This is a genomic window from Klebsiella sp. 2-CIP_Kleb. (genome assembly GCF_050378715.1).
GTDB lineage: Bacteria > Pseudomonadota > Gammaproteobacteria > Enterobacterales > Enterobacteriaceae > Klebsiella > Klebsiella quasipneumoniae.
The window spans coordinates 199,475-223,543 of sequence record NZ_JBNRLG010000008.1; the positions used below are offsets into that span (position 1 = coordinate 199,475).

23 protein-coding genes are annotated in these 24,069 nt (G+C 59.0%); 15 read left to right on the forward strand and 8 right to left on the reverse strand.

The features are described 5' to 3' along the window. Positions 1-74: 74 nt before the first annotated feature. Genes ACQUTP_RS22765 through ACQUTP_RS22775 form a run of 3 tightly spaced genes read left to right on the forward strand, consistent with a single transcriptional unit; the run spans position 75 to position 1,493 of the window. A complete protein-coding gene (locus tag ACQUTP_RS22765; RefSeq protein ID WP_004203706.1) occupies positions 75-398 on the forward strand; it encodes an antibiotic biosynthesis monooxygenase family protein in 324 nt (107 codons plus the stop codon). Next, the gene (locus tag ACQUTP_RS22770) at positions 391-783 is read left to right on the forward strand and encodes an amino acid-binding protein (RefSeq protein ID WP_017899009.1); all 393 of its coding nucleotides are present in this window, start codon (positions 391-393) and stop codon (positions 781-783) included. Before ACQUTP_RS22765 ends, ACQUTP_RS22770 begins: the two co-directional genes overlap by 8 nt. After that, positions 780-1,493 (forward strand): ArsR/SmtB family transcription factor, encoded by a 714-nt coding sequence (locus ACQUTP_RS22775; protein ID WP_023317962.1) that lies wholly within the window; start codon positions 780-782, stop codon positions 1,491-1,493. The genes ACQUTP_RS22770 and ACQUTP_RS22775 overlap by 4 nt, the downstream gene beginning before the upstream one ends. A 272-nt stretch (positions 1,494-1,765) precedes the next feature. On the opposite strand, the gene icd is transcribed toward ACQUTP_RS22775, so the two are convergent. Continuing rightward, positions 1,766-3,016 (reverse strand): NADP-dependent isocitrate dehydrogenase, encoded by a 1,251-nt coding sequence (icd, locus tag ACQUTP_RS22780; RefSeq protein WP_004206641.1) that lies wholly within the window; start codon positions 3,014-3,016, stop codon positions 1,766-1,768. 240 nt (positions 3,017-3,256) lie between these two features. Between icd and rluE the strand changes: the two genes are divergently transcribed. Genes rluE through purB form a run of 5 tightly spaced genes read left to right on the forward strand, consistent with a single transcriptional unit; the run spans position 3,257 to position 7,615 of the window. Further along, the gene (gene rluE / locus ACQUTP_RS22785; protein ID WP_428902444.1) at positions 3,257-3,907 is read left to right on the forward strand and encodes a 23S rRNA pseudouridine(2457) synthase RluE; all 651 of its coding nucleotides are present in this window, start codon (positions 3,257-3,259) and stop codon (positions 3,905-3,907) included. A gap of 16 nt (positions 3,908-3,923) precedes the next feature. Further along, a complete protein-coding gene (locus ACQUTP_RS22790; protein ID WP_004206639.1) occupies positions 3,924-4,382 on the forward strand; it encodes an NUDIX hydrolase in 459 nt (152 codons plus the stop codon). 56 nt (positions 4,383-4,438) lie between these two features. Beyond that, positions 4,439-5,545, forward strand: a complete 1,107-nt coding sequence (gene mnmA / locus ACQUTP_RS22795) for a tRNA 2-thiouridine(34) synthase MnmA (RefSeq protein WP_004150803.1) — start codon at positions 4,439-4,441, stop codon at positions 5,543-5,545. 54 nt (positions 5,546-5,599) lie between these two features. After that, on the forward strand, positions 5,600-6,241 hold the full coding sequence (gene hflD, locus ACQUTP_RS22800) for a high frequency lysogenization protein HflD (protein ID WP_004140557.1): 642 nt from the start codon (positions 5,600-5,602) through the stop codon (positions 6,239-6,241). Positions 6,242-6,244: 3 nt separating this feature from the next. Further along, the gene (gene purB / locus ACQUTP_RS22805; RefSeq protein WP_004150804.1) at positions 6,245-7,615 is read left to right on the forward strand and encodes an adenylosuccinate lyase; all 1,371 of its coding nucleotides are present in this window, start codon (positions 6,245-6,247) and stop codon (positions 7,613-7,615) included. Between the two features lie 54 nt (positions 7,616-7,669). Here the strand turns inward: purB and ACQUTP_RS22810 are convergent, their stop codons facing one another. Beyond that, on the reverse strand, positions 7,670-8,032 hold the full coding sequence (locus ACQUTP_RS22810; protein ID WP_004206638.1) for a cupin domain-containing protein: 363 nt from the start codon (positions 8,030-8,032) through the stop codon (positions 7,670-7,672). 83 nt (positions 8,033-8,115) lie between these two features. Beyond that, positions 8,116-8,922, reverse strand: a complete 807-nt coding sequence (locus tag ACQUTP_RS22815) for an AraC family transcriptional regulator (RefSeq protein ID WP_004206637.1) — start codon at positions 8,920-8,922, stop codon at positions 8,116-8,118. 282 nt (positions 8,923-9,204) lie between these two features. Here ACQUTP_RS22815 and phoP point away from each other — a divergent pair, with 282 nt between their 5' ends. From phoP to ACQUTP_RS22830, 3 genes are all read left to right on the forward strand, one after another. After that, a complete protein-coding gene (gene phoP / locus ACQUTP_RS22820) occupies positions 9,205-9,876 on the forward strand; it encodes a two-component system response regulator PhoP (RefSeq protein WP_004206636.1) in 672 nt (223 codons plus the stop codon). Then, a complete protein-coding gene (gene phoQ / locus ACQUTP_RS22825; protein WP_004206635.1) occupies positions 9,876-11,342 on the forward strand; it encodes a two-component system sensor histidine kinase PhoQ in 1,467 nt (488 codons plus the stop codon). Before phoP ends, phoQ begins: the two co-directional genes overlap by 1 nt. A gap of 85 nt (positions 11,343-11,427) precedes the next feature. Further along, a complete protein-coding gene (locus ACQUTP_RS22830) occupies positions 11,428-12,549 on the forward strand; it encodes a cupin domain-containing protein (protein WP_004206634.1) in 1,122 nt (373 codons plus the stop codon). A 137-nt stretch (positions 12,550-12,686) separates the two neighbouring features. Here ACQUTP_RS22830 and ACQUTP_RS22835 read toward each other — a convergent pair whose 3' ends face one another. Both ACQUTP_RS22835 and pepT read right to left on the reverse strand, forming a co-directional pair. Further along, complete coding sequence (locus ACQUTP_RS22835) at positions 12,687-13,178, reverse strand: REP-associated tyrosine transposase (protein ID WP_048294486.1); 492 nt, start codon at positions 13,176-13,178, stop codon at positions 12,687-12,689. Positions 13,179-13,698: 520 nt separating this feature from the next. Continuing rightward, positions 13,699-14,931, reverse strand: a complete 1,233-nt coding sequence (gene pepT, locus ACQUTP_RS22840; protein WP_004206633.1) for a peptidase T — start codon at positions 14,929-14,931, stop codon at positions 13,699-13,701. A gap of 257 nt (positions 14,932-15,188) precedes the next feature. Here pepT and potA point away from each other — a divergent pair, with 257 nt between their 5' ends. Genes potA through potD form a run of 4 tightly spaced genes read left to right on the forward strand, consistent with a single transcriptional unit; the run spans position 15,189 to position 18,991 of the window. Further along, positions 15,189-16,325, forward strand: coding sequence for a spermidine/putrescine ABC transporter ATP-binding protein PotA (gene potA, locus ACQUTP_RS22845; protein WP_004150811.1), 1,137 nt, complete (start codon positions 15,189-15,191; stop codon positions 16,323-16,325). Then, on the forward strand, positions 16,309-17,166 hold the full coding sequence (gene potB, locus ACQUTP_RS22850; RefSeq protein ID WP_004150812.1) for a spermidine/putrescine ABC transporter permease PotB: 858 nt from the start codon (positions 16,309-16,311) through the stop codon (positions 17,164-17,166). The genes potA and potB overlap by 17 nt, the downstream gene beginning before the upstream one ends. Further along, positions 17,163-17,948: a spermidine/putrescine ABC transporter permease PotC gene (gene potC / locus ACQUTP_RS22855; protein WP_428902443.1), complete on the forward strand. Its 786-nt coding sequence runs from the start codon at positions 17,163-17,165 to the stop codon at positions 17,946-17,948. The genes potB and potC overlap by 4 nt, the downstream gene beginning before the upstream one ends. Next, a complete protein-coding gene (gene potD, locus ACQUTP_RS22860) occupies positions 17,945-18,991 on the forward strand; it encodes a spermidine/putrescine ABC transporter substrate-binding protein PotD (protein ID WP_032455835.1) in 1,047 nt (348 codons plus the stop codon). Before potC ends, potD begins: the two co-directional genes overlap by 4 nt. A 45-nt stretch (positions 18,992-19,036) precedes the next feature. On the opposite strand, the gene ACQUTP_RS22865 is transcribed toward potD, so the two are convergent. The 3 genes from ACQUTP_RS22865 to tkt all read right to left on the reverse strand — a co-directional run. Next, positions 19,037-20,761, reverse strand: a complete 1,725-nt coding sequence (locus ACQUTP_RS22865) for an aldehyde dehydrogenase family protein (protein ID WP_285756127.1) — start codon at positions 20,759-20,761, stop codon at positions 19,037-19,039. Further along, positions 20,758-22,386 (reverse strand): long-chain fatty acid--CoA ligase, encoded by a 1,629-nt coding sequence (locus ACQUTP_RS22870; RefSeq protein ID WP_085846252.1) that lies wholly within the window; start codon positions 22,384-22,386, stop codon positions 20,758-20,760. The genes ACQUTP_RS22865 and ACQUTP_RS22870 overlap by 4 nt, the downstream gene beginning before the upstream one ends. Positions 22,387-22,623: 237 nt before the next feature. Next, the coding region (tkt, locus tag ACQUTP_RS22875; RefSeq protein WP_428902442.1) for a transketolase at positions 22,624-24,069 on the reverse strand (1,446 nt) is incomplete at its 5' end.

The following is a 24,069-nucleotide window of genomic DNA, read 5'->3' on the forward strand; positions in this document are numbered from 1 at the left end:
CACTTCGCTGCACACCGAAGCATCCTGCTCTGGCCGTCATTAGACTGCAGGGAAATTCACCACGGAGCAGACTTATGATTGCGGTACTTTTTGAGGCCGACGCCTTACCGGAAGCACAGGAAAGATATCTTCAGCTGGCGGCCGGGCTGACGCCTTTGCTTTCAGACACGCCGGGGTTTATCGCCATCGAGCGTTTTCAGAGCCTGAATTCACCCGGCAAAATCCTTTCGCTATCCTGGTGGGAAGATGAAGCATCGGTGGCCAACTGGCAGCAAAATGAGCGGCATCTGGCTGCCCAGCGCGAAGGCAAAGCATCGATTTTTTCATATTACAGAATACGCGTTGCCCGCGTGTTCCGGGATTACTCATCGGATCGGGGAGCACAGCCAGATGTATGATATTCACGTCATTCTCAGCAACACGCCGGGCTCGCTTGGCGCAATGGGTATAGCGCTGGGCAACAACGGTGTGGGTCTCGAAGGTGGTGGGGTATTCACCACGCCTGATGCCGGACATGCGCATTTTCTGGTAGAAGACGGTGAGACAGCCCGCAGGGTGCTGACCGAGGCCGGATTTACGGTCAGCGATGTATGCCGTCCTCTGATACGCAAGTTACCCCAGGAACGACCCGGGGAGCTGGGGGACATTGCCGACACCCTGGCCCGCAACGGTATTAATATTCTGGTACAGTACAGCGACCACCGTAACCGGCTCATTCTCCTTACCGATGATGACACCCGGGCAGCGGAAGTGACCAAAAAATGGGCCATACTTTCTGAATGAATCTCCTGAAAACGCAGCAAGACAGTGAGCCAGAGGCGGCACTGGAAACCGCGATGGCGATGGTGGCCTCTGCCCTCTCTGACCCGTCAAGGGTCAGCATTCTCTGCGCGCTGATGGACGGGCGCGCATGGACGGCGACCGAGCTCAGCACGGTCGCCGAGGTCTCCGCCTCCACCACCAGCGGACATCTTGCCCGGCTGCTCAGCAACGGGCTGGTAGTGTGTCTCGCGCAGGGGCGCCACCGCTATTACCGCCTGGCGGGCCCGCATATCGCCGGGCTGCTGGAAAACCTGATGGGCGTCTCAATGCAGGCGCATAAGGCGCTGGCCACCAGCACGCCGGTGACGCTTCGCTACGCCCGCACCTGCTACGATCATCTGGCGGGCGAGCTGGCGGTGAAGATTTATGAGTGTATGCTGCGGGAAAAATGGCTGGCGGCCGATGGGCAGTCCCTGACGTCAGCCGGTAAAACCCAGCTTGAAAGCCTGGGCGCGGTACTTAACGCTCGCCCGCGACGTAAGCCTTGTTGCCCCTGTCTTGACTGGAGCGAAAGACGTTTTCATCTGGGAGGCGACGCCGGTTCGGCGCTGATGGCGCTGTTTGAGCAGAAAGGATGGATAACCCGTGCGCCGGGATATCGGGAAGTGCAAGTGACGGATAGCGGCAGAGCGGCGCTGTCCCGGCTGTTTAATCTGAAGGTGGGTGGATAGCCTGAGTTTAGGCTACATCACATTTTCGCCGAACGGCACCGGTTTAAGCCGGTCGGGCCATCAGTAAGACCCCTGGCGTTCAATCCATACCCACTTGCGATCTCGCGGTAAACTGAGCTAGCCCTGTTGTAAGCGCATGGCTTTGATGGACATTGTGTTGCGGGAAATCGACCATGGCACCGCGCAGCGAGCGTCCGGCAAAATAACGGCCTGAATGCGATAAAAAAACGGGAGCCCATCGGCTCCCGCTTTAACTTAATCCACTAACGGGATTACATGTTCGCGATAATCGCGTCGCCAAACTCTGAACATTTCAGCAGTTTAGCGCCTTCCATCAGACGTTCGAAGTCATAGGTCACGGTCTTGGCGGCGATAGCGCCTTCCATGCCTTTGACGATCAGGTCTGCGGCTTCGAACCACTGCATGTGGCGCAGCATCATTTCTGCGGACAGGATGATGGAGCCCGGGTTCACTTTGTCCTGGCCAGCATACTTCGGCGCAGTACCGTGAGTCGCTTCGAACAGCGCGCACTCGTCGCCGATGTTGGCGCCCGGGGCGATACCGATACCGCCAACCTGTGCCGCCAGCGCGTCAGAGATGTAGTCGCCGTTGAGGTTCATACAGGCGATAACGTCGTATTCCGCCGGACGCAGCAGGATCTGCTGCAGGAAGGCGTCGGCGATCACGTCTTTTACCACGATCTCTTTGCCGGTGTTCGGGTTCTTGATTTTCACCCACGGGCCGCCGTCGATCAGCTCGCCGCCGAACTCTTCGCGAGCCAGCTGGTAGCCCCAGTCTTTGAACGCGCCTTCGGTGAACTTCATAATGTTGCCTTTGTGCACCAGAGTGACGGAATCACGATCGTTGGTGATCGCATACTCAATGGCTGCACGAACCAGACGTTTGGTGCCTTCTTCAGAGCACGGCTTGATGCCGATGCCGCAATGTTCCGGGAAGCGAATTTTCTTCACGCCCATCTCATCGCGCAGGAATTTGATCACTTTGTCTGCTTCAGCAGAGTCGGCTTTCCACTCGATGCCTGCATAGATATCTTCGGAGTTTTCACGGAAGATAACCATGTCGGTCAGTTCCGGGTGCTTAACCGGGCTCGGGGTGCCCTGGTAGTAACGTACCGGACGCAGGCAGACGTAGAGATCCAGCTCCTGGCGCAGCGCCACGTTCAGGGAACGAATGCCGCCGCCGACTGGGGTAGTCAGAGGACCTTTGATAGCAACGCGGTAGTCACGAATCAGATCGAGGGTTTCAGCTGGCAGCCAGACATCCTGGCCATAGACGTGTGTCGATTTCTCACCGGTGTAAACTTCCATCCAGGAAATTTTACGCTCGCCCTTATAGGCTTTCTCAACGGCGGCATCAACCACTTTCAGCATCGCTGGGGTAACGTCAACGCCGATACCGTCACCTTCAATGAACGGGATAATCGGATTGTGAGGGACGTTCAGTTTGCCGTTTAGCAGGGTGATTTTTTGACCTTCCGCCGGAACTACTACTTTGCTTTCCATTAACCTCTCCTTCGAGCGCTTCTGGTTCTGCTCTTCCCTCTTCACGCGAGCCTGGTGTTGGCTGAGTCGGCCAGCTTCGGAGTACCGGGTCTTCCCGCTAACCGGAGCTATCGCGTCCGTGTCGCCTTCCTGCCTGTAGTGCGAATCGGTTTGAGCAATTTTTTGTTAATAATTTGTAATGAGCATGTCAATACTACCTGAATGTTTGCGTCCATGAAAGGCATTCGTAATTAGGCTATAATGCGGCAATTGATAGAGCCTGAAAATACCATGCAGAAAACTTCATTTAGAAAACATCGCGTTGAGCGATTCAGCACACAACAAGTCACCAGACAACGTAAAGAACGCCAGCCAAAAACTGTGATCTTGTTCAATAAACCCTATGATGTGTTGCCGCAATTTACCGACGAGGCCGGGCGCAGCACGCTGAAAGATTTTATTCCGGTGGCGGGCGTCTATGCTGCCGGTCGGCTCGATCGCGACAGCGAAGGCCTGCTGGTGCTGACCAACGACGGCGCACTGCAGGCGAAGCTGACCCAGCCGGGTAAGCGCACCGGCAAGATCTACTATGTTCAGGTGGAAGGCGAACCCACGCCCGAGGCGCTGACCGCCTTGCGCGACGGCGTCACCCTCAACGACGGCCCCACCCTGCCTGCCGAAGTAGAACTTGTGGAGGAACCCGTCTGGCTGTGGCCGCGCAACCCGCCGATTCGTGAGCGCAAATCGATTCCCACCCGCTGGCTGAAAATTACGCTCTACGAGGGACGCAACCGCCAGGTGCGCCGGATGACCGCCCACGTCGGCTTCCCCACCCTGCGTCTGATCCGCTACGCCATGGGCGGCTATACACTCGACGGACTGGCCAACGGCGACTGGCGCAAAGCCGAATAACTGAAAAGGAAAAGCGATGTTTAAACCTCATGTCACCGTTGCCTGCGTGGTTCACGCCCAGGATAAATTTCTCATCGTCGAAGAAACCATTAACGGCAAAGCACTGTGGAACCAGCCGGCGGGCCATCTCGAGGCCAATGAAACGCTGCTGCAGGCCGCCGAACGTGAACTGTGGGAGGAGACCGGCATTCGCGCCACGCCGCAGCACTTCATCCGCATGCATCAGTGGCTGGCTCCCGATAACACCCCGTTTCTGCGCTTCCTGTTCGCTATCGAACTTAGCGATCCGTGCGCCACTGAACCGCACGACAGCGATATCGATCGCTGCCTGTGGCTCAGTGCTGAGGAAATTCTTAACGCGCCAAACCTGCGCTCGCCGCTGGTTGCCGAAAGCATTCGCTGCTACCTGCAGGACCCGCGGCAGCCGCTGTCGCTGATTGGCGCATTTAACTGGCCGTTCACAGGGGGTGAATGAACGGTGAGCGCGTGCTAGAATACGCCGCCTCGAAGTTCAATGTAGCGAGTATTTCCATGTCAGAAAGCCAGAAAAAAGTGATCGTCGGCATGTCCGGCGGCGTCGACTCCTCGGTCTCCGCGTACCTGTTGCTGCAGCAAGGGTATAAGGTGGAAGGCCTGTTCATGAAGAACTGGGAGGAAGACGACGGCGAGGAATACTGCACCGCCGCCGCCGACCTTGCCGATGCGCAAGCGGTCTGCGATAAGCTGGGCATTGAACTGCACACCGTTAACTTTGCCGCCGAATATTGGGATAACGTCTTTGAGCTCTTCCTGGAAGAGTACAAAGCCGGCCGCACGCCGAACCCGGATATTCTGTGCAATAAAGAGATCAAATTTAAAGCCTTCCTCGAGTTTGCTGCCGAAGACCTCGGCGCCGACTACATCGCCACCGGGCACTATGTGCGCCGCGCCGATGTAGACGGTAAAAGCCAGCTGCTGCGCGGACTCGACGGCAATAAAGATCAGAGCTACTTCCTTTATACCCTTAGCCACGAGCAGATTGCCCAGAGCCTGTTCCCGGTGGGTGAACTGGAAAAACCGCAGGTGCGTAAGATCGCCGAAGAGCTGGATCTGATCACCGCGAAGAAAAAAGATTCCACCGGCATCTGCTTTATCGGCGAGCGTAAATTCCGCGATTTCCTTGGCCGTTACCTGCCGGCGCAGCCGGGCAAAATCCTCACCGTCGACGGCGAGGAGATCGGTACCCATCAGGGGTTGATGTACCACACCCTGGGCCAGCGTAAAGGGCTGGGTATCGGCGGCACCAAAGAGGGTAGCGAAGATCCATGGTACGTGGTCGATAAAGACGTTGAGAATAATATTCTTATCGTCGCCCAGGGCCATGACCACCCGCGCCTGATGTCCGTCGGTCTGATTGCCCAACAGCTGCACTGGGTAAACCGTGAACCGCTGCAGGGCACCCTGCGCTGCACGGTGAAAACCCGCTATCGCCAGACCGATATCCCCTGCACCGTTACCGCGCTGGATGAAGACCGTATCGAAGTCCGCTTCGATGAGCCGGTCGCGGCGGTGACACCGGGCCAGTCCGCGGTATTCTATTTGGGTGAAGTGTGTCTCGGCGGCGGAATTATTGAACAACGACTGCCTCTGCAGTCCTGAACGCGCGTTATTTCCGCCGGGACGAACCGCCCCGGCGGCTGACAAGGAGTATGTGTGGCGAAGAATTACTATGACATCACCCTGGCGCTGGCTGGCGTTTGCCAGGCGGCGCGACTGGTTCAGCAACTGGCGCATCAGGGACATTGCGACAGCGATGCCCTGCATGTGTCGCTGAACAGCATCATCGACCTCGATCCCGAGTCGACGCTGGCGGTGTTCGGTGGCAGTGAAGCCAATCTTCGCCTCGGCCTTGAAACGCTGCTCGGGGTGCTCAATACCAGCAGCCGTCAGGGCCTCAATGCGGAACTCACCCGCTATACCCTGAGCCTGATGGTGCTGGAGCGCAAGCTCGCCGCCAGTAAAGGGGCGATGGACACGCTCGGCAACCGCATCGCCGGCCTGCACCGTCAGCTGGAGCACTTTGACCTGCAGTCCGAAACGCTGCTCAGCGCCATGGCAGGCATCTATGTCGATGTGATAAGCCCGCTGGGCCCGCGTATTCAGGTGACCGGCTCCCCTGCCGTGCTGCAAAGCCCGCAGGTGCAGGCGAAAGTTCGCTCAGCGCTGCTTGCGGGTATTCGCGCCGCGGTGCTCTGGCATCAGGTGGGCGGCGGACGTCTCCAGCTTATGTTTTCCCGTAATCGTCTGGTTAACCAGGCAAAGCAAATTCTTGCTCATTTAACCCCGGAGTTGTGATCTATGGAATTATCCTCACTGACCGCCGTTTCCCCTGTAGACGGCCGCTACGGCGATAAAGTCAGCGCGCTGCGCGGTATCTTCAGCGAATTCGGTTTGCTGAAATTCCGCGTTCAGGTGGAAGTACGTTGGCTGCAAAAACTGGCCGCCCACGCAGCGATCAAGGAAGTTCCTGCTTTTGCTGCCGACGCAAACGGTTTCCTTGACAAAATCGTTGCCGATTTCAGCGTCGAAGACGCCGAGCGCATCAAAACCATCGAGCGCACCACTAATCACGATGTGAAAGCGGTAGAGTACTTTCTGAAAGAGAAAGTCGCTGACATCGCCGAACTGCACGCCGTGTCGGAGTTTATTCACTTCGCCTGTACGTCCGAAGACATCAATAACCTCTCCCACGCGCTGATGCTGAAAACCGCCCGCGACGAAGTGGTTCTGCCTTACTGGCGCAAACTGATTGACGCGGTAAAAGATCTGGCGACCCAGTACCGCGATGTGCCGCTGCTCTCCCGTACCCACGGCCAGCCAGCGACACCGTCCACCATGGGTAAAGAGATGGCCAACGTCGCCTACCGTATGGAGCGCCAGTACCGTCAGCTGAACCAGGTGGAAATCCTTGGTAAAATCAACGGCGCGGTGGGTAACTACAACGCCCACATCGCCGCTTACCCGGAAGTCGACTGGCATCAGTTCAGCGAAGAGTTTGTTACTTCGCTAGGCATTCAGTGGAACCCGTACACCACGCAGATCGAGCCGCATGACTATATCGCTGAGCTGTTTGACTGCATCGCGCGCTTTAACACCATTCTGATCGACTTCGATCGCGACGTGTGGGGCTACATCGCGCTCAACCACTTCAAACAGAAGACCATCGCCGGGGAAATCGGCTCCTCCACCATGCCGCACAAGGTGAACCCGATTGACTTCGAAAACTCCGAAGGCAACCTCGGCCTGGCCAATGCGGTCATGCAGCACCTGGCCAGCAAACTGCCGGTTTCCCGCTGGCAGCGCGACCTGACCGACTCCACCGTTCTGCGTAACCTCGGCGTGGGCATCGGCTATGCGCTGATCGCCTATCAGTCCACCCTCAAAGGGATCAGCAAGCTGGAGCTGAACCAGGATCGCCTGCTGGACGAACTGGATCACAACTGGGAAGTACTGGCTGAGCCGATCCAGACCGTGATGCGTCGTTACGGTATCGAAAAACCGTACGAGAAGCTGAAAGAGCTGACCCGCGGCAAACGCGTGGACGCGGAAGGGATGAAGCAGTTTATTGACAGCCTCGCCCTGCCGGAAGAGGAAAAAGTGCGTCTCAAAGCGATGACCCCGGCCAACTATATCGGTCGGGCAACCACCATGGTTGACGAGCTGAAGTAATCGCCCTGCCCCTCTTTCCGCCGGAAAGAGGGGCGTTTTATCGCCGGAAAGCGATCAGATCCAAACGTCGTTCACCGCCGTCCGCTCGCCGCCCTCGTGGCCGGTATTTAACACCCCGCGCGGTTCAATCAGCATCAGCTTCGCTTCCGTCTCCGTCGAGGTCTTATGTTCCACCCCGCGCGGCACGACGATCATCTCCCCGGCCTTAACCAGCACATGTCCGTCGCGAAAGTCCACGCGCAATACCCCCTCCACCACCATCAGCGTCTCATCGGTTTCCGGGTGGCTGTGCCAGATAAAGTCGCCGGCGATGCGCACGATCTTGAACTGATAGTCATTCATTTCGGCCACCACTTTGGGCTGCCATTGTTCGCTGAACAGGGAAAATTTCTGAGCAAGATTAACGAGTTGATACATAGGCTGTCTCCTTGTGATAAAGGCAGTCAGCATAGTTCGCCTCGCCGCGTTGACGCTTGAACGATTGTGCAACCTGCGCCGCCTTAGCCGCGGATCGCCCGCAGCCAGCGCCCCGGAGAGAGGCCAAAGCGGCTGATAAACTGGCGCGTCATGTGGCTCTGGTCGGCAAAGCCCGCGTCAGCGGCAATATCCACCAGACGCTCCCCGGCGCGCATCCGCTGGCGACAAAAATCGAGCCGGCGCATCATGACGTAGCGCCACGGGCTGGTGCCGTACAGCGTTCTGAAATCACGGCTCAGGCTCCAGCGGTCCCGGCCGCTGACCTGCGACAAGGTGTCGAGGGTCATATCCTGCATAAAACAGGCATGGATATACTCCCGAGCCCTCTCCGCCGCCTGATAATCAAACGCCTGGCGACGGGAACGCTGCCCGCCGACCACGGCCAGGGTCTGCGCCAGGTCGTACAGGGCGTCTTCTTCCTCCAGCGGCTCGAAGGTATCCGTGACCGCTTTCAACAGCGGCTGCACGGCGCGACCTAGCCGTGGATCCGCCGACAGGCCGCCGGGGATAAACGGCAATGGCCTGCCGCCGAGTATCTTCTGGATCAGCGCTGGCTCAATGTAGACCATGCGGTAGTGAAACCCCGCCTCGGTGCCCGCCTCGCCATCGTGTATTTCGTCCGGGTGAAGGACCATCGTCCCGCCGGGCAGACTGTGCTGTAGCCCGCCGCGATAGTGAAAGCTCTGCACGCCGGCGATCGTCTGGCCGATGGCGTAGGTATCATGCCGGTGCGGCTCGTAGCCGTGGCCGCCGAAGAAGGCTTCGATGCGCTCCGTGCGGCTGGGCGATTGCGCCAGCCTGACCCAATCCGCGCTCTGCTGCTGAGACATAATGAATAACCTGCGGCGTTCTTGAGGGAGGATTCGAGCACTATTACACAAAAAATTAACATCACCAACCCGCTCACTGCCGCGCCCAGCCGCTGGGCGTTTGCTGAAATTACGCATAGAATGAAGGAGTTCCATACCCGCTGCGCAAAAGGCGCCGCTCAACGCCGGCCTGCCCGGCGATGCTCCACGCCGTTTGTATAAAAAGCTTTATTTAACAGCTGTTTATATTTTGCGTATATAATAAACGTCAGACTACTTTCGAAATTGCAAGGGAGAACAGCCATGCGCGTACTCGTGGTTGAGGATAATGCCCTGCTGCGTCACCACCTCAAAGTTCAGCTCCAGGAGCTGGGCCATCAGGTCGATGCCGCAGAGGATGCCAAGGAAGCGGATTACTATCTGGGCGAACATCTCCCGGATATCGCCATCGTCGATCTCGGCCTGCCGGACGAAGATGGATTATCGTTGATCCGTCGCTGGCGCAGCCATGACGTGTCGCTGCCGGTGCTGGTGCTGACCGCCCGCGAAGGATGGCAGGATAAAGTCGAAGTGCTGAGCGCCGGGGCGGATGATTACGTCACTAAGCCTTTCCATATTGAAGAGGTTGCCGCCCGCATGCAGGCGCTGCTGCGCCGCAACAGCGGCCTGGCCTCGCAGGTGATCTCTCTGCCGCCGTTTCAGGTCGACCTCTCCCGCCGCGAGCTGTCGGTGAACGATCAGCCGATCAAGCTGACGGCCTTTGAGTACACGATTATGGAAACCCTGATCCGCAACCGCGGCAAAGTGGTCAGTAAAGATTCCCTGATGCTCCAGCTTTACCCGGATGCCGAACTGCGTGAAAGCCATACCATCGACGTGCTGATGGGCCGGCTGCGTAAGAAAATTCAGGCTGAATACCCGCAGGACGTCATCACCACGGTGCGCGGCCAGGGCTATCTGTTCGAACTGCGCTGATGAAGGGACTGTTGCGGCATATTTTCCCGCTGTCATTACGGGTTCGCTTCCTGCTGGCGACCGCCGGGGTGGTGCTGGTGCTCTCCCTGGCCTATGGCATGGTGGCGCTGGTGGGCTACAGCGTCAGCTTCGATAAAACCACCTTCCGTCTGCTGCGCGGCGAGAGCAATCTCTTTTATATGCTGGCCAAATGGGAGAACGGCGCCATTGATGTCGATATCCCGGAAAATCTGAATATGGAAAGCCCGACGGTGACCCTTATTTACGATGAGAAGGGCAAACTACTGTGGGCGCAGCGCGATGTCCCCTGGCTGACGAAGCGCATTCAACCGGATTGGTTGAAACGCAATGGCTTCCATGAAATTGAAGCCGATGTCGACAGCAGCAGTATGCTGTTGCGCAATAACCATGAGGTTCAGGAACAGCTGGACGCCATCCGCGAACAGGGCGACGATTCGGAGATGACCCACTCGGTGGCGATCAACTTCTACCCAGCCACCAGCAAAATGCCCCAGCTCAGTATCGTGGTGGTCGACACCATCCCGGTGGAGCTCAAGCGCAGCTATATGGTGTGGAGCTGGTTTATCTACGTGCTGGCCGCCAACCTGTTGCTGGTGATCCCCCTGCTGTGGGTCGCCGCCTGGTGGAGCCTGCGCCCCATCGAGTCGCTGGCCAAAGAGGTGCGCGAGCTGGAGGAACATCACCGCGAGAAGCTCAATCCCAACACCACCCGCGAGCTGACCCGACTGGTGAGCAACCTTAACCGGCTGGTTCGCAGCGAGCGTGAACGCTATGACAAATACCGCACCACCCTCACCGATCTCACCCACAGCCTGAAAACGCCGCTGGCGGTGATGCAGAGCACGTTGCGCTCTCTGCGCGGCGAGAAGATCAGCGTCGACGAGGCGGAGCCGGTGATGCTGGAGCAGATAAGCCGCATTTCGCAGCAGATTGGTTACTATTTGCATCGCGCCAGCATGCGCAGCGGCGGTACCCTGCTGAGCCGGGAACTACACCCGATCGCCCCGCTGCTCGACAGCCTGACCTCCGCCCTTAATAAGGTCTATCAGCGCAAGGGGGTCAATATCTCGCTCGACATCTCGCCGGAGATCAGTTTTGTCGGCGAGCAGAACGATTTTATGGAAGTGATGGGCAACGTTCTCGATAACGCCTGTAAGTACTGTCTGGAGTTCGTGGAGGTTTCCGTGCGCCAGACCACCGACAGTCATCTGCACATCCTGGTGGAAGACGATGGGCCGGGGATCCCACCGAGCCAGCGCCGCGCCGTCTTCGACCGCGGCCAGCGGGCGGATACTCTGCGTCCCGGCCAGGGGGTGGGGCTCTCCGTCGCCCGGGAAATCGTCGAACAATATGACGGGGAGATCATCGCCGGCGAGAGCCTGCTCGGCGGCGCCTGCATGGAGGTGGTGTTTGGCCGCCAGCTGATGGAAGATAAAGAGAGTTAATCGTTGAGTTTTTTCACGGCGCCTGCATCGCCGGGGCGCCGCATCCGTTATAATCCCTGTCAGACACCTGCAGTGGAATATCAATATGGATTATCAATTAACGCTTAACTGGCCCGACTTTATCGAACGCTACTGGCAAAAACGGCCGGTGGTATTGAAGCGCGGCTTCGCCAATTTTATCGACCCGCTGAGCCCGGACGAACTGGCTGGACTGGCCATGGAGAGCGAGGTCGATAGCCGCCTTGTCAGCCATCAGGATGGAAAATGGCAGGTCAGTCACGGTCCCTTCGAAAGCTACGATCACCTGAGCGAAAACAACTGGTCCCTGCTGGTGCAGGCGGTTAACCACTGGCATGAGCCGTCTGCGGCGCTGATGCATCCGTTCCGCGCCCTGCCGGACTGGCGTATCGACGACCTGATGATCTCCTTCTCAGTACCGGGCGGCGGCGTCGGCCCGCATCTGGATCAGTATGATGTGTTTATCATTCAGGGCACCGGCCGTCGACGCTGGCGCGTCGGGGAAAAAGTGCCGATGAAACAGCACTGCCCGCATCCGGACCTGCTGCAGGTTGACCCCTTCGAGGCGATTATCGATGAAGAGATGGAGCCGGGGGATATTCTCTATATTCCGCCAGGATTCCCGCATGAGGGGTATTCGCTGGAAAACTCGCTCAACTATTCGGTCGGCTATCGCGCGCCGAATGCCCGCGAGTTGTTCAGCGGATTTGCCGACTACGTTCTCCAGCGCGAACTGGGCAGCCAGCGCTACGCCGATCCGGACGTGCCGTCGCGCGACCATCCGGCGGATATTTTACCGGCCGAACTCGACCGCCTGCGCGAGATGATGCTGGGGCTGATTAACCAACCGGAGCACTTTAAGCAGTGGTTCGGCGAGTTTATCACCCAGTCGCGTCATGAACTTGACGTCGCGCCGCCGGAGCCGCCGTATCAGCCTGACGAGATTTATGATGCCCTGCAGCAGGGCGATACCCTGGAACGCCTGGGCGGCCTGCGGGTGCTGCGCATTGACGGCGAGGTGTTCGTCAATGGGGAGAAGATCAACTCCCCGCACCGTCCGGCGCTGGACGCCTTAGCTACCCACCTGACGCTGCGCGCCGACCATTTTGGCGATGCGCTGGAAGATCCTTCCTTCCTCGCCATGCTGGCGGCGCTGGTCAACAGCGGCTACTGGTTCTTTGGCGACTGAGTCTCCATCCTGCCCGGCGGCGCTGCGCTTGCCGGGCCTACGGGTTCTGTAGTCACCGGCTGGACCGTAGGCCGGATAAGGCGAAGCCGCCATCCGGCACTTTGTGGTTTCGATGGCGACAATGTCTTACCCGAGCATTATCGCCTCTCGCCTGCATCAAATTCGCTTACCTCACCCGCCCAATCCGGCGGATACCCTCCCTGACGCACATCGCGATGAAAGGTCGAATACGGCCAATCCTGCACCCTACGGACATGACCGTGCTTAACAGGATTGATATAAACGTAATCCATATGCCGCCGGTAATCTTCTTCATTACGGATGGTATGTTCCCAGAATCGCGGCTGCCAGATATGGTGCTGCGCCAGCGCTCGGGTAAACATTTTTTTAATGTCCCGCCAGCGACCGGAATAATCGGTATCCCCCTCAGGCAGGGTCCATATGCAGTGCATATGCTCTGGTAAAACGACCCAGGCGTTAATCAGAAACGGTTTTTTGCTTTTAACAAACGCTGTAGCGGCACGCAGATGAGCAATATGCCGCGTCAGGAGATCGCTGCGCCGATTTTGCAGGTTAACGGTGAAGAACCAGCAGCCGCCGGGGATATAACTGCGACGATAATCAGACATGTGAGGTTCCCTCCTCAGTATTAGCCTTATTGCTTTTGCCCGGCGGCGCTGCGCTTGCCGGGCCTACGGGTTCTGCGGTCATCGGCTGGACCGTAGGCCGGATAAGGCGTTAGCCGCCATCCGGCATGAAGACAGGTGCCCGCTCTGCTGTTCACCGCCCGGCGGCGCTGCGCTTGCCGGGCCTACGGGTTCTGCGGTCACCGGCTGGACCGTAGGCCGGATAAGGCGAAGCCGCCATCCGGCATGTAGACAGGTGCCCGCTCTGCTGTTCACCGCCCGGCGGCGCTGCCCTTGTCGGGCCTACGGGTTCCGCGCTCACCGGCTGGACCGTAGGCCGGATAAGGCGAAGCCGCCATCCGGCATGTAGACAGGTGCCCGCTCTGCTGTTCACCGCCCGGCGGCGCTGCGCTTGCCGGGCCTACGGGTTCTGCGCTCACCGGCTGGACCGTAGGCCGGATAAGGCGAAGCCGCCATCCGGCATCTTATGCGACAAGCAGAATGACCGGTCTGGTTGCGAAGGTTATTTCCCTGTTCGTGCCGCCGTCAGCTCGGCGATACGCACGATCACCTGCACCGCTTTCTCCATCCCTTCCAGGGTGACAAACTCATGTTTGCCGTGATAGTTGTAGCCGCCGGTAAACAGGTTCGGGCACGGCAGTCCCATAAACGAGAGCTGCGCGCCGTCGGTACCGCCGCGGATCGGTTTCATCTGCGGTTCGATATCGCAGTCCACCATCGCCTGGCGGGCAATATCGACCACGTGCGGGTGGGCGATCACCTGCTCATGCATGTTGTAATAACTGTCCTCGATCACCAGCTCGATATAGCAGTCCGGATGTAGCCCCTTGCCCACCTTTTTGGCGATCTCCATCATCTTGCGCTTGCGCGCCTCAAAGTGCTTGCGGTCAAAATCGCGGATGATGTAGTGCATCTCGGCCCGATCGACGCTGCCTTTGATGCTGGTGAGGTGATAAAAGCCTTCATAGCCTTCTGTGGTCTCCGGCGCCTCGTCGGCCGGCACTTCGGCATGAATGCGCGCGGCCAGCGACAGCGCGTTGACCATCACCCCTTTCGCGGTGCCGGGGTGCACGTTGTTGCCGACGATCTTAATGGTCACCGAGGCGGCATTGAAATTTTCAAACTCCAGTTCGCCGACCCCGCCGCCATCTACGGTGTAGGCCCAGCGGGCGTCAAAGGCCTCGACGTCGAAATGCTTCGCCCCTTTTCCCACCTCTTCATCGGGGGTGAAGGCCACGCGGATATCGCCGTGGGGGATGTTTTTCGCCTGCAGGGTCGCCAGCGCGGTCATGATTTCGGCGATGCCGGCCTTGTCGTCCGCCCCCAGCAGCGTCTTCCCGTCGGTGGTGATCAGCGTCTGCCCCAAAAGCTGATGCAAAACCGGGAACATCACCGGAGAGAGCACCTCATCGCCAATGCCGAGCGCGATATCGCCGCCGCGATAGTTTTCGACAATCTGCGGGTTAACGTTTTTGCCGCTGAAATCCGGGGAGGTGTCGACGTGAGAGATAAAGCCGATGGCCGGGATATCGCCCTCAACGTTGGCGGGCAGGGTTCCCATTACCGTCCCTTTTTCACTCAGCGTTACCTTGACCAGTCCCATTTCTTCCAGCTGCGCCTGCAACAGGCGTAACAGCTTCCACTGCCCTTCCGTGCTGGGGACCTGACGAACGCCAGGCTTCGACTGCGTGTCCAAAGAAACGTACTGCAAAAAACGCTCAAGCAATTTATCCATGTAGCCACCCTCTTCTTTTGTGACAACATTATTGATAAGCCAGAAAAGACAAATATTGCGTCAGGTCATTTTTAGCCCGTAAAGCGAAATTTAATAACGGAACCGACGTTATGGTGTAAAGGTAGACTATGCGGGCGTATCAAGGATTGGCGATTACCCTCGTTTGCCGTAGAATGCTGGCCCTTATTAAAAACGTGCAACCCCAAAGGTGGTTAATCACAAACCCCGCAGCGGCCGGAAATTTCCGTTGCGTCTACATGGGACAGAGTCAAAAATTGAATATACAACCGCGTTCGCGTTCGCCGCTGGTGCATCTGGCGGGAATTCGCAAGAGCTTTGATGGTAAAACGGTCATCGATAACCTTAACCTGACCATCAACAATGGTGAGTTTCTCACCCTGCTTGGCCCCTCTGGCTGCGGTAAAACCACCGTTCTGCGCCTTATTGCCGGCCTGGAAAACGTCGACAGCGGACGGATCCATCTCGAAGATCACGATATCACTCATGTTCCGGCGGAAAACCGCCACGTTAATACCGTATTCCAAAGCTACGCCCTGTTTCCGCATATGACGGTGTTCGAGAACGTCGCCTTTGGCCTGCGGATGCAGAAAACCCCGGCGGCGGAAATCACACCGCGGGTGATGGATGCCTTAAAGATGGTGCAGCTGGAGGCCTTTGCCCAGCGCAAACCGCACCAGCTCTCCGGCGGCCAGCAGCAGCGCGTGGCCATCGCCCGCGCGGTGGTCAACAAACCGCGCCTGCTGCTGCTCGATGAGTCCCTTTCGGCGCTGGATTACAAGCTGCGCAAGCAGATGCAGAACGAACTGAAAGCGCTGCAGCGTAAGCTCGGCATCACCTTCGTCTTCGTCACTCACGACCAGGAAGAGGCCCTGACCATGTCCGATCGCATCGTGGTGATGCGTGATGGCAAAATTGAGCAGGACGGCACCCCGCGCGAGATCTACGAAGAGCCAAAAAACCTGTTCGTCGCCAGCTTTATCGGCGAGATCAATATCTTCGACGCCACGGTCATTGAACGCCTCGACGAACAGCGCGTGCGGGCCAGCGTGGAAGGGCGTGAATGCAACATCACCGTCAATTTTGCGGTGGAGGCCGGCCAGCGCCTGCATGTCCTGCTGCGCCCGGAAGATCTGCGCGTCGATGAGATCCACCACAACAGCGACGCCGACGGCCTGATAGGCTATGTCCGCGAGCGCAACTATAAGGGCATGACCCTCGAGTCGGTGGTGGAGCTGGAAAACGGCAAAATGGTGATGGTCAGCGAATTCTTTAACGAAGACGACCCGGATTTCGACCACTCTCTTGATCAGAAAATGTCTATCAATTGGGTAGAGAGCTGGGAGGTGGTGCTGGCCGATGAAGAACACCAGTAAATTCCAGAATGTGGTGATCGCCACCATCGTCGGTTGGCTGGTGCTGTTTGTCTTTCTGCCCAATCTGATGATCATCGCCACCAGCTTCCTGACCCGCGACGACGCTAACTTCGTCAAGCTGGTCTTCACGCTGGACAACTACTCGCGGCTGCTGGATCCGCTCTATTACGACGTGCTGCTGCATTCGCTGAACATGGCGCTGCTGGCGACCCTCGCCTGCCTGGCGCTGGGCTACCCGTTTGCGTGGTTCCTTGCCCGGCTGCCGCAGAAGGTGCGCCCCCTGCTGCTGTTCCTGCTGATCGTTCCCTTCTGGACCAACTCGTTGATCCGCATCTACGGGCTGAAGATTTTCCTCAGCACCAAAGGCTACCTGAACGAGTTTCTCCTGTGGCTGGGAGTGATCGACACGCCGATACGCATTATGTTCACCCCGTCGGCGGTGATTATCGGCCTGGTGTACATCCTGCTGCCGTTTATGGTGATGCCGCTCTACTCCAGCATTGAGAAACTGGACCGTCCGCTGCTGGAAGCGGCGAAAGATCTCGGCGCCAGCAAGCTGCAGACGTTTATCCGCATCATCATTCCGCTAACCATGCCGGGGATCATCGCCGGCTGCCTGCTGGTGATGTTGCCGGCGATGGGGCTATTCTACGTTTCCGACCTGATGGGCGGCGCCAAGAACCTGCTGATCGGCAACGTGATCAAGAGCCAGTTCCTCAATATTCGCGACTGGCCGTTCGGCGCGGCAACCAGCATTACCTTAACCCTGGTGATGGGCCTGATGCTGTTGATTTACTGGCGCGCGGCGCGCCTGCTGAATAAAAAGGTGGAGCTGGAATGATCGGTCGACTGCTGCGCGGCGGCTTTATGACCGCCATCTACGCGTATCTCTACATCCCTATTATTATCCTGATCGTTAACTCATTTAACCGGTCGCGCTTCGGCATCAACTGGCAGGGGTTCACCACCGACTGGTATAGCCTGCTGATGAACAACGATAGCCTGCTGCAGGCCGCCCAGCACTCGCTGACCATGGCGGTGCTTTCGGCGACCTTCGCCACCCTTATCGGCTCGCTGACCGCCGTGGCGCTGTATCGCTATCGCTTTCGCGGCAAACCGTTCGTTAGCGGTATGCTGTTTGTAGTGATGATGTCGCCAGATATTGTCATGGCTATCTCCCTGCTGGTGCTGTTTATGCTGATTGGCGTCCAGCTTGGCTTCTGGTCGCTGCTGTTTTCGCATATCACCTTTTGCCTGCCGTTTGTGGTGGTCACCGTATACTCCCGGCTGAAAGGCTTTGACGTGCGGATGCTGGAGGCGGCGAAAGATCTGGGCGCCAGCGAGATGACCATCCTGCGTAAAATCATCCTACAGCTGGCCCTGCCGGCGGTGGCCGCCGGATGGCTGCTGAGCTTCACGCTGTCGATGGATGACGTGGTGGTCTCCTCGTTCGTCACCGGTCCGGGGTATGAAATCCTGCCGCTGAAGATCTATTCGATGGTCAAGGTCGGCGTTTCGCCAGAGGTGAACGCCCTGGCAACGATACTGTTGGTTCTGTCGCTGGTGATGGTCATCGCCAGTCAGTTAATTGCACGTGATAAAACTCAGGGGACGTTAAAATGAAAAAATGGTCACGCCACCTGCTCGCGGCGGGCGCTCTGGCAATCGGCATGAGCGCTGCCCACGCGGACGACAGCAAAACGCTCTACTTCTACAACTGGACCGAATATGTGCCGCCGGGCCTGCTGGAGCAGTTCACCAAAGAGACCGGCATCAAGGTTATTTACTCGACCTACGAGTCGAACGAAACCATGTACGCCAAACTCAAGACCTATAAAGACGGAGCGTACGATCTGGTCGTCCCGTCGACCTACTTCGTCGACAAGATGCGCAAAGAAGGTATGCTGCAGAAGATCGATAAGAGCAAGCTGACTAACTTCAGCAACCTCGATCCGCAGATGCTGAACAAACCGTTCGACCCGAATAACGACTACTCCATCCCCTACATCTGGGGGGCGACGGCTATCGGCGTCAACAGCGACGCTATCGATCCGAAAACCGTCACCAGCTGGGCCGACCTGTGGAAACCGGAATACAAAAGTAGCCTGCTGCTAACCGACGACGCACGCGAAGTGTTCCAGATGGCGCTGCGTAAGCTGGGTTATTCCGGCAACACGACCGACCCGAAAGAGATTGAAGCCGCCTATAACGAGCTGAAAAAACTGATGCCCAACGTCGCGGCGTTTAACTCCGATAACCCGGCGAACCCGTATATGGAAGGCGAAGTGAACCTCGGGATGGTATGGAACGGCTCGGCTTACGTCGCACGCCAGGCCGGTACTCCGCTGGAAGTGATCTGGCCGAAAGAAGGCGGCATCTTCTGGATGGACAGCCTGTCGATTCCGGCAAATGCTAAGAACGTCGACGGCGCGCTGAAGCTGATTAACTTCCTGCTGCGCCCGGATGTCGCCAAACAGGTCGCGGAAACCATCGGCTATCCCACGCCAAACCTGGCGGCGCGCAAAATGCTCAGCCCGGCAGTGGCCAACGATAAATCGCTCTATCCGGACGCCGCCACCATCGAAAAAGGCGAATGGCAGAATGACGTCGGCAGCGCCAGCACCATTTATGAAGAGTATTACCAGAAGCTGAAAGCGGGCCGCTAATCCCGCAGGGCGGAACCGCGGTTCCGCCCTTTTTTTGCCCTCACTTTAGCCTCTCAGCGCGCGCCAGAGGATCGCCGGCAGCTTGCGCCAGCGCGGCCGATGGTAAAAATCCGCCAGCCGCTGCGCCACCGCTTCCTGCCCCCGGTGGGTAATAAACCAGGGCGGCAAAGGCATCAGCGTCAGTTCGCCATGCCACAGACTGCGCGGAAACGGCCGAAACGGCGCCTCAATCACCGTGCGCTCGGTTTTCTCCAGCATAAAGCTGTTATGCACCTTGCCCCGCCCGCTCTGAATATCGTCGAGCGTATGGCCAGGGAACGCCCCCCACGGGCAAGGGGCTAACAGGAAGGCTACCCCGCTCCAGCAGTTGATCGCCACCGTGCCGTAGCGCAGCTCGGCGATCAGCGCGTTAAAACGCTTACGCCCTATCGCTTTACGGGTGCGCGGGTGGATCACAATATTGGCTCCCAGCGTGCCCTGCAGCCGCTGATTGGCATAGCCGATCGCCTGACGCAGAAAGCTTTCCGCGCTGTCGGCCTCAAGGCTGGTGATCGACAGCCCCGGACCAAAGACCTCCTGCTGGCAGAAGTCGGGGTCATCCTCGGTGTTCGCCACAATCAACGGCAGCGCATCGCCGCGCGCTATCTCCAGCGGCTGGCGGGCGCGCAGGCGAAAGTTAGTCAACCGGTTTTCCGCACCGGGGTAATAGTCCTGGCGGGTATTGGCGGCGATCAGCCGGTACAGCTGGTTAAGCAGGGCCGACGCCGGCTCCCAGCCCTGCTGCAGGATCAGCACCTGGCTGGCCACGCAGTTAAACCCGCCGTTGTTCATTTTCTGCGTCGCCAGCTGCTGCGCCTGAAAAGCGATATCCGCCTCGTTCCATGGCCCGGGGACGATAATGGTGGGGCTGACCCCGCCCAGCTCTGAGGTCACCCGGCGCGGGTTCAGCGGCGTCCCGGCGGCCCGACGCTGGCGAGCGGCCTCACCGTCGCCCCAGACGATGGCGTCATGGCTCTCCCGCGATCCGGTGATATGGATCTCATCGACAGCGGGATGGGTGGTCAGCCACGCCCCCGCCCGGGCGTCGCCGGTGACAATGCGGAGCGCATCCATGGCGATCAGCGGCGCCAGAGCCTGAGCCAGCAGATCGTGCAGATAATCATTCACCGGGTTGAGCTTCAGCAGGCAGACCTGATTTTCAATAAACAGCTTGTGTAACACGTCCAGCGGCGCGATAGAGGCCACATTTCCGGCGCCGAGTACCAGCGCCAGCTTGCCCTGCCGCGCGGCCGGCGGGGTGTCGTATGCGGCTGCCGCGCAGCGATCGAGATTGGCCCGGGTGACTCCCGGCTGCATCCAAATTTCAGCGCGAATACCGGAGAGCAGCAGCCGATCCCAGAGCGTGCCGGGCACCACCCGCAGCGCCAGCCGGCCGTCCGCCAGCGTCCTCAGCGGGATCCGCCGCAGAAAGGTTTTCTCCTCCAGTTGCTCCAGGGTGGCGATAAGCCCGTTGCAGCCGACCATTAGCGCGCAGGGGCCCGCCAGCCATTCTTCGCCCGTCAGCGGATCCCCCGCCGGCAGCCCTTTAGCCCTCGCCGCCGCCTCCACCCACGCCGGCGCTATGCTGGCCAGGGCATCCTTGATCTGGCGCAGGAGCGCCAGACGACGGTTCACTGAGGTTTCCGCCCAGCGCTGGCGCGCCGCCGACAAGGCGTGCAGCGCTGCGTCATACTGAGAGCAGGTCGTCAGACCGGGTCGCGCGTGGCTCATTGTCCCTCACTCATTAAAATTTCCCCGTAGGCCTGGCGCAGCTGGTTTTTAAGCACCTTACCCGTGGCGCTGACCGGCAGCGCATCGACAAATATCACCCGGTCCGGGATCTGCCATTTAGGCACCCGTTTCTCAAACCAGGCCAGCAGATCGCTCTCCTCCACTTCCCCCCCTTCCGCGCGGACGCACAGCAGCACCGGCCGTTCGTCCCAGCGCGGGTGGCGGGCGGCGATGGCCGCCGCGCTGCGTACCGCCGGATGCGCGATGGCAATATTCTCCAGCTCAACGGTGGAGATCCACTCGCCACCGGACTTGATAATATCCTTTGCCCGATCGCTGATCACCAGATAACCATTGGCGTCGAGCTTACCGATATCGCCGGTATCAAACCAGCCTGCCGCGGTCAGGGCGCTTTCGTCCTGACCATAGTATTGCTCTACCACCCAGTGCCCCCTCACCTGCAGATACCCCTGACTTTGACCATCCCGGGGCAACGGTTCGCCATCCACGTCGACCACCTGCAGCTCGATGCCAAAAATAGGCCGCCCCTGACCGGTACGCTGCTTTTGCTGCTCCTGTGCCGGGAGGGCGTCATGTTTGCTCAACAGCGTGTTGATGGTGCCGATAGGCGATGTTTCGGTCATTCCCCAGGCGTGGGTCAGCGCAATGCCGTAATCGCGCTGAAAGGCCTCGGCCATCGACGGCGGCAGCGCGGAGCCACCAACCAGCGCACGTTTGAATTCAGGCATTCTCACGTCTGCCCGACGCATCGCCGCCAGCAAGCCGGCCCAGATCACCGGCACGCCAAACCCCACGGTTACTTTCTCGGCAGCCAGCAGCTGCAGCAGGCTGTCGCCATCGAGGTGCGGCCCCGGCAGCACCAGCCGCGCCCCGACCATGGCGGCGATAAACGGCGTCCCCCACGCGTTGACATGGAACATCGGCACCACCGGCAACAGGCTGTCCCTGGCCGATATCCCGGCGGCGTCCGGCTGATTGCCGCTCAAAGCGTGCAGGACCAGCGAACGATGGGTATTCAACACCCCTTTCGGCCGGCCAGTGGTTCCCGAGGTATAGCAGAGCGAGGCCGGCGTCAGTTCATTCAACTGCGGCCAGCGGTAGTCTACTGTCCCCTGCTGCAACAGATCGTCATAAAACAGCAATGAGGGCAGCTGGCTGAGCGCCGCTTCGCTGCGCGGCTCCATCAGCACGACGTGTTTCACCGTCGGCAGCTGCGCCAGCAGCTGCGTCACCAGCGGCAAAAAGGTCTGATCAAAGAACAGCACTTCGTCGGCAGCGTCGTTGAGGATATACAGTAGATGGTCAACCGATAGCCGCGGATTGACGGTATGCGTTACCCAGCCGCCGGAGGCGACGGCAAAATAGATCTCCAGGTGGCGACGGTTGTTCCATGCGAGGGTGGCGCAGCGGGCGCCCGGTGGCAGCCCCAATGATGCCAGCGCCGACGCCAGCCGCTGAGCGCGGCTGGCCACCTCCCCCCAGCTGCTGCGCTCCTTCTCACCGCCAGCGCTCACCGAGACGATCTCGGTCTCGCTGTGGTATTGCGCCGCATGGCTGAGCAGCGCGGTGGTGGTGAGATCCTGATAAATCATCGGTGACGGCATGGCGGGGTCTCCTTTGCAGACTTCCGGCGGAATTGAGGGGTGCGGCGCGATCGCGCGGGCGCCTATTGAATCTGGTCTACATTTGCCGGTCTGCACAAAAAAACGTACAGAAATCAGCGGTCACGCACAAAATAGAGTGGTAAATGGTTCAGGAAGGAGAAGACGAACGCATGACCGGAAGATCATTACTCAGGGAGCGTATCGCCCGACACCGGGCCGGGCGATAGCGGTGGGGATTTACAGCAGCGCTTTCGCTTTAGCGACCACGTTGTCGACGGTGAAGCCGAACTCTTCGAACTGCTGCTCAGCCGGCGCAGACTCACCGAAGGTGGTCATGCCAACGATCGCCCCGTTCAGGCCAACGTATTTGAACCAGTAGTCAGCAATACCGGCTTCCACGGCAACGCGCGCGGTCACGGCTTTCGGCAGTACGGATTCACGATAAGCCGCATCCTGCTTGTCGAACGCGTCGGTGGACGGCATGGAGACCACGCGCGCCTTCACGCCTTCGGCAGTCAGTTTGTCCCACGCGGCCACCGCCAGCTCAACTTCCGAACCGGTGGCGATGAAGATCAGCTCCGGCTGGCCGGCGCAATCTTTCAGCACGTAACCGCCGCGGGCCACGTTCGCCAGTTGCTCTGCGGTACGCTCCTGCTGCGCCAGGTTCTGACGGGACAGGATCAGCGCGGTCGGGCCGTCCTGACGCTCAACGCCATATTTCCACGCAATTGCGGATTCAACCTGGTCACACGGACGCCAGGTGGACATGTTCGGGGTCACGCGCAGGGAAGCGACCTGCTCTACCGGCTGGTGAGTCGGGCCATCTTCGCCCAGACCGATGGAGTCATGGGTGTAGACCATCACCTGACGCTGTTTCATCAGCGCCGCCATACGTACCGCGTTACGCGCATACTCGACGAACATCAGGAAGGTGGAGGTGTACGGCAGGAAACCGCCGTGCAGCGCGATACCGTTGGCAATCGCGGTCATACCGAACTCACGCACGCCGTAGTGGATGTAGTTCCCGGCAGCGTCTTCGTTGATCGGCTTAGAGCCAGACCACAGAGTCAGGTTGGACGGCGCCAGGTCAGCGGAGCCGCCGAGGAATTCCGGCAGCAGCGGGCCAAACGCTTCGATGGCGTTCTGCGAGGCTTTACGGCTGGCGATTTTCGCCGGGTTGGCCTGCAGCTTCGCGATGAACTCGTTGGCTTTGGCGTCGAAGTCAGACGGCATCTCGCCTTTCATGCGGCGGGTGAATTCGGCGGCTTCCTGCGGGAAAGCTTTGGCGTAGGCAGCGAACTTCTCGTTCCATGCCGCTTCTTTCGCCTGGCCGGCTTCTTTGGCATCCCACTGCGCATAGATGTCAGACGGGATTTCAAACGGCGCGTATTTCCAGCCCAGCGCTTCGCGGGTCAGGGCGATTTCGGCGTCGCCCAGCGGTGCGCCGTGGGAGTCGTGGGTACCGGCTTTGTTCGGCGAACCGAAACCGATGATGGTTTTGCACATCAGCAGGGACGGTTTGTCGGTAACCGCGCGCGCTTCTTCTACCGCGCGTTTGATGGCGTCAGCGTTGTGACCGTCAACGCCGCGCACCACGTGCCAGCCGTAGGCTTCAAAGCGTTTGGCGGTATCGTCGGTGAACCAGCCTTCAACGTGGCCGTCGATGGAGATGCCGTTGTCATC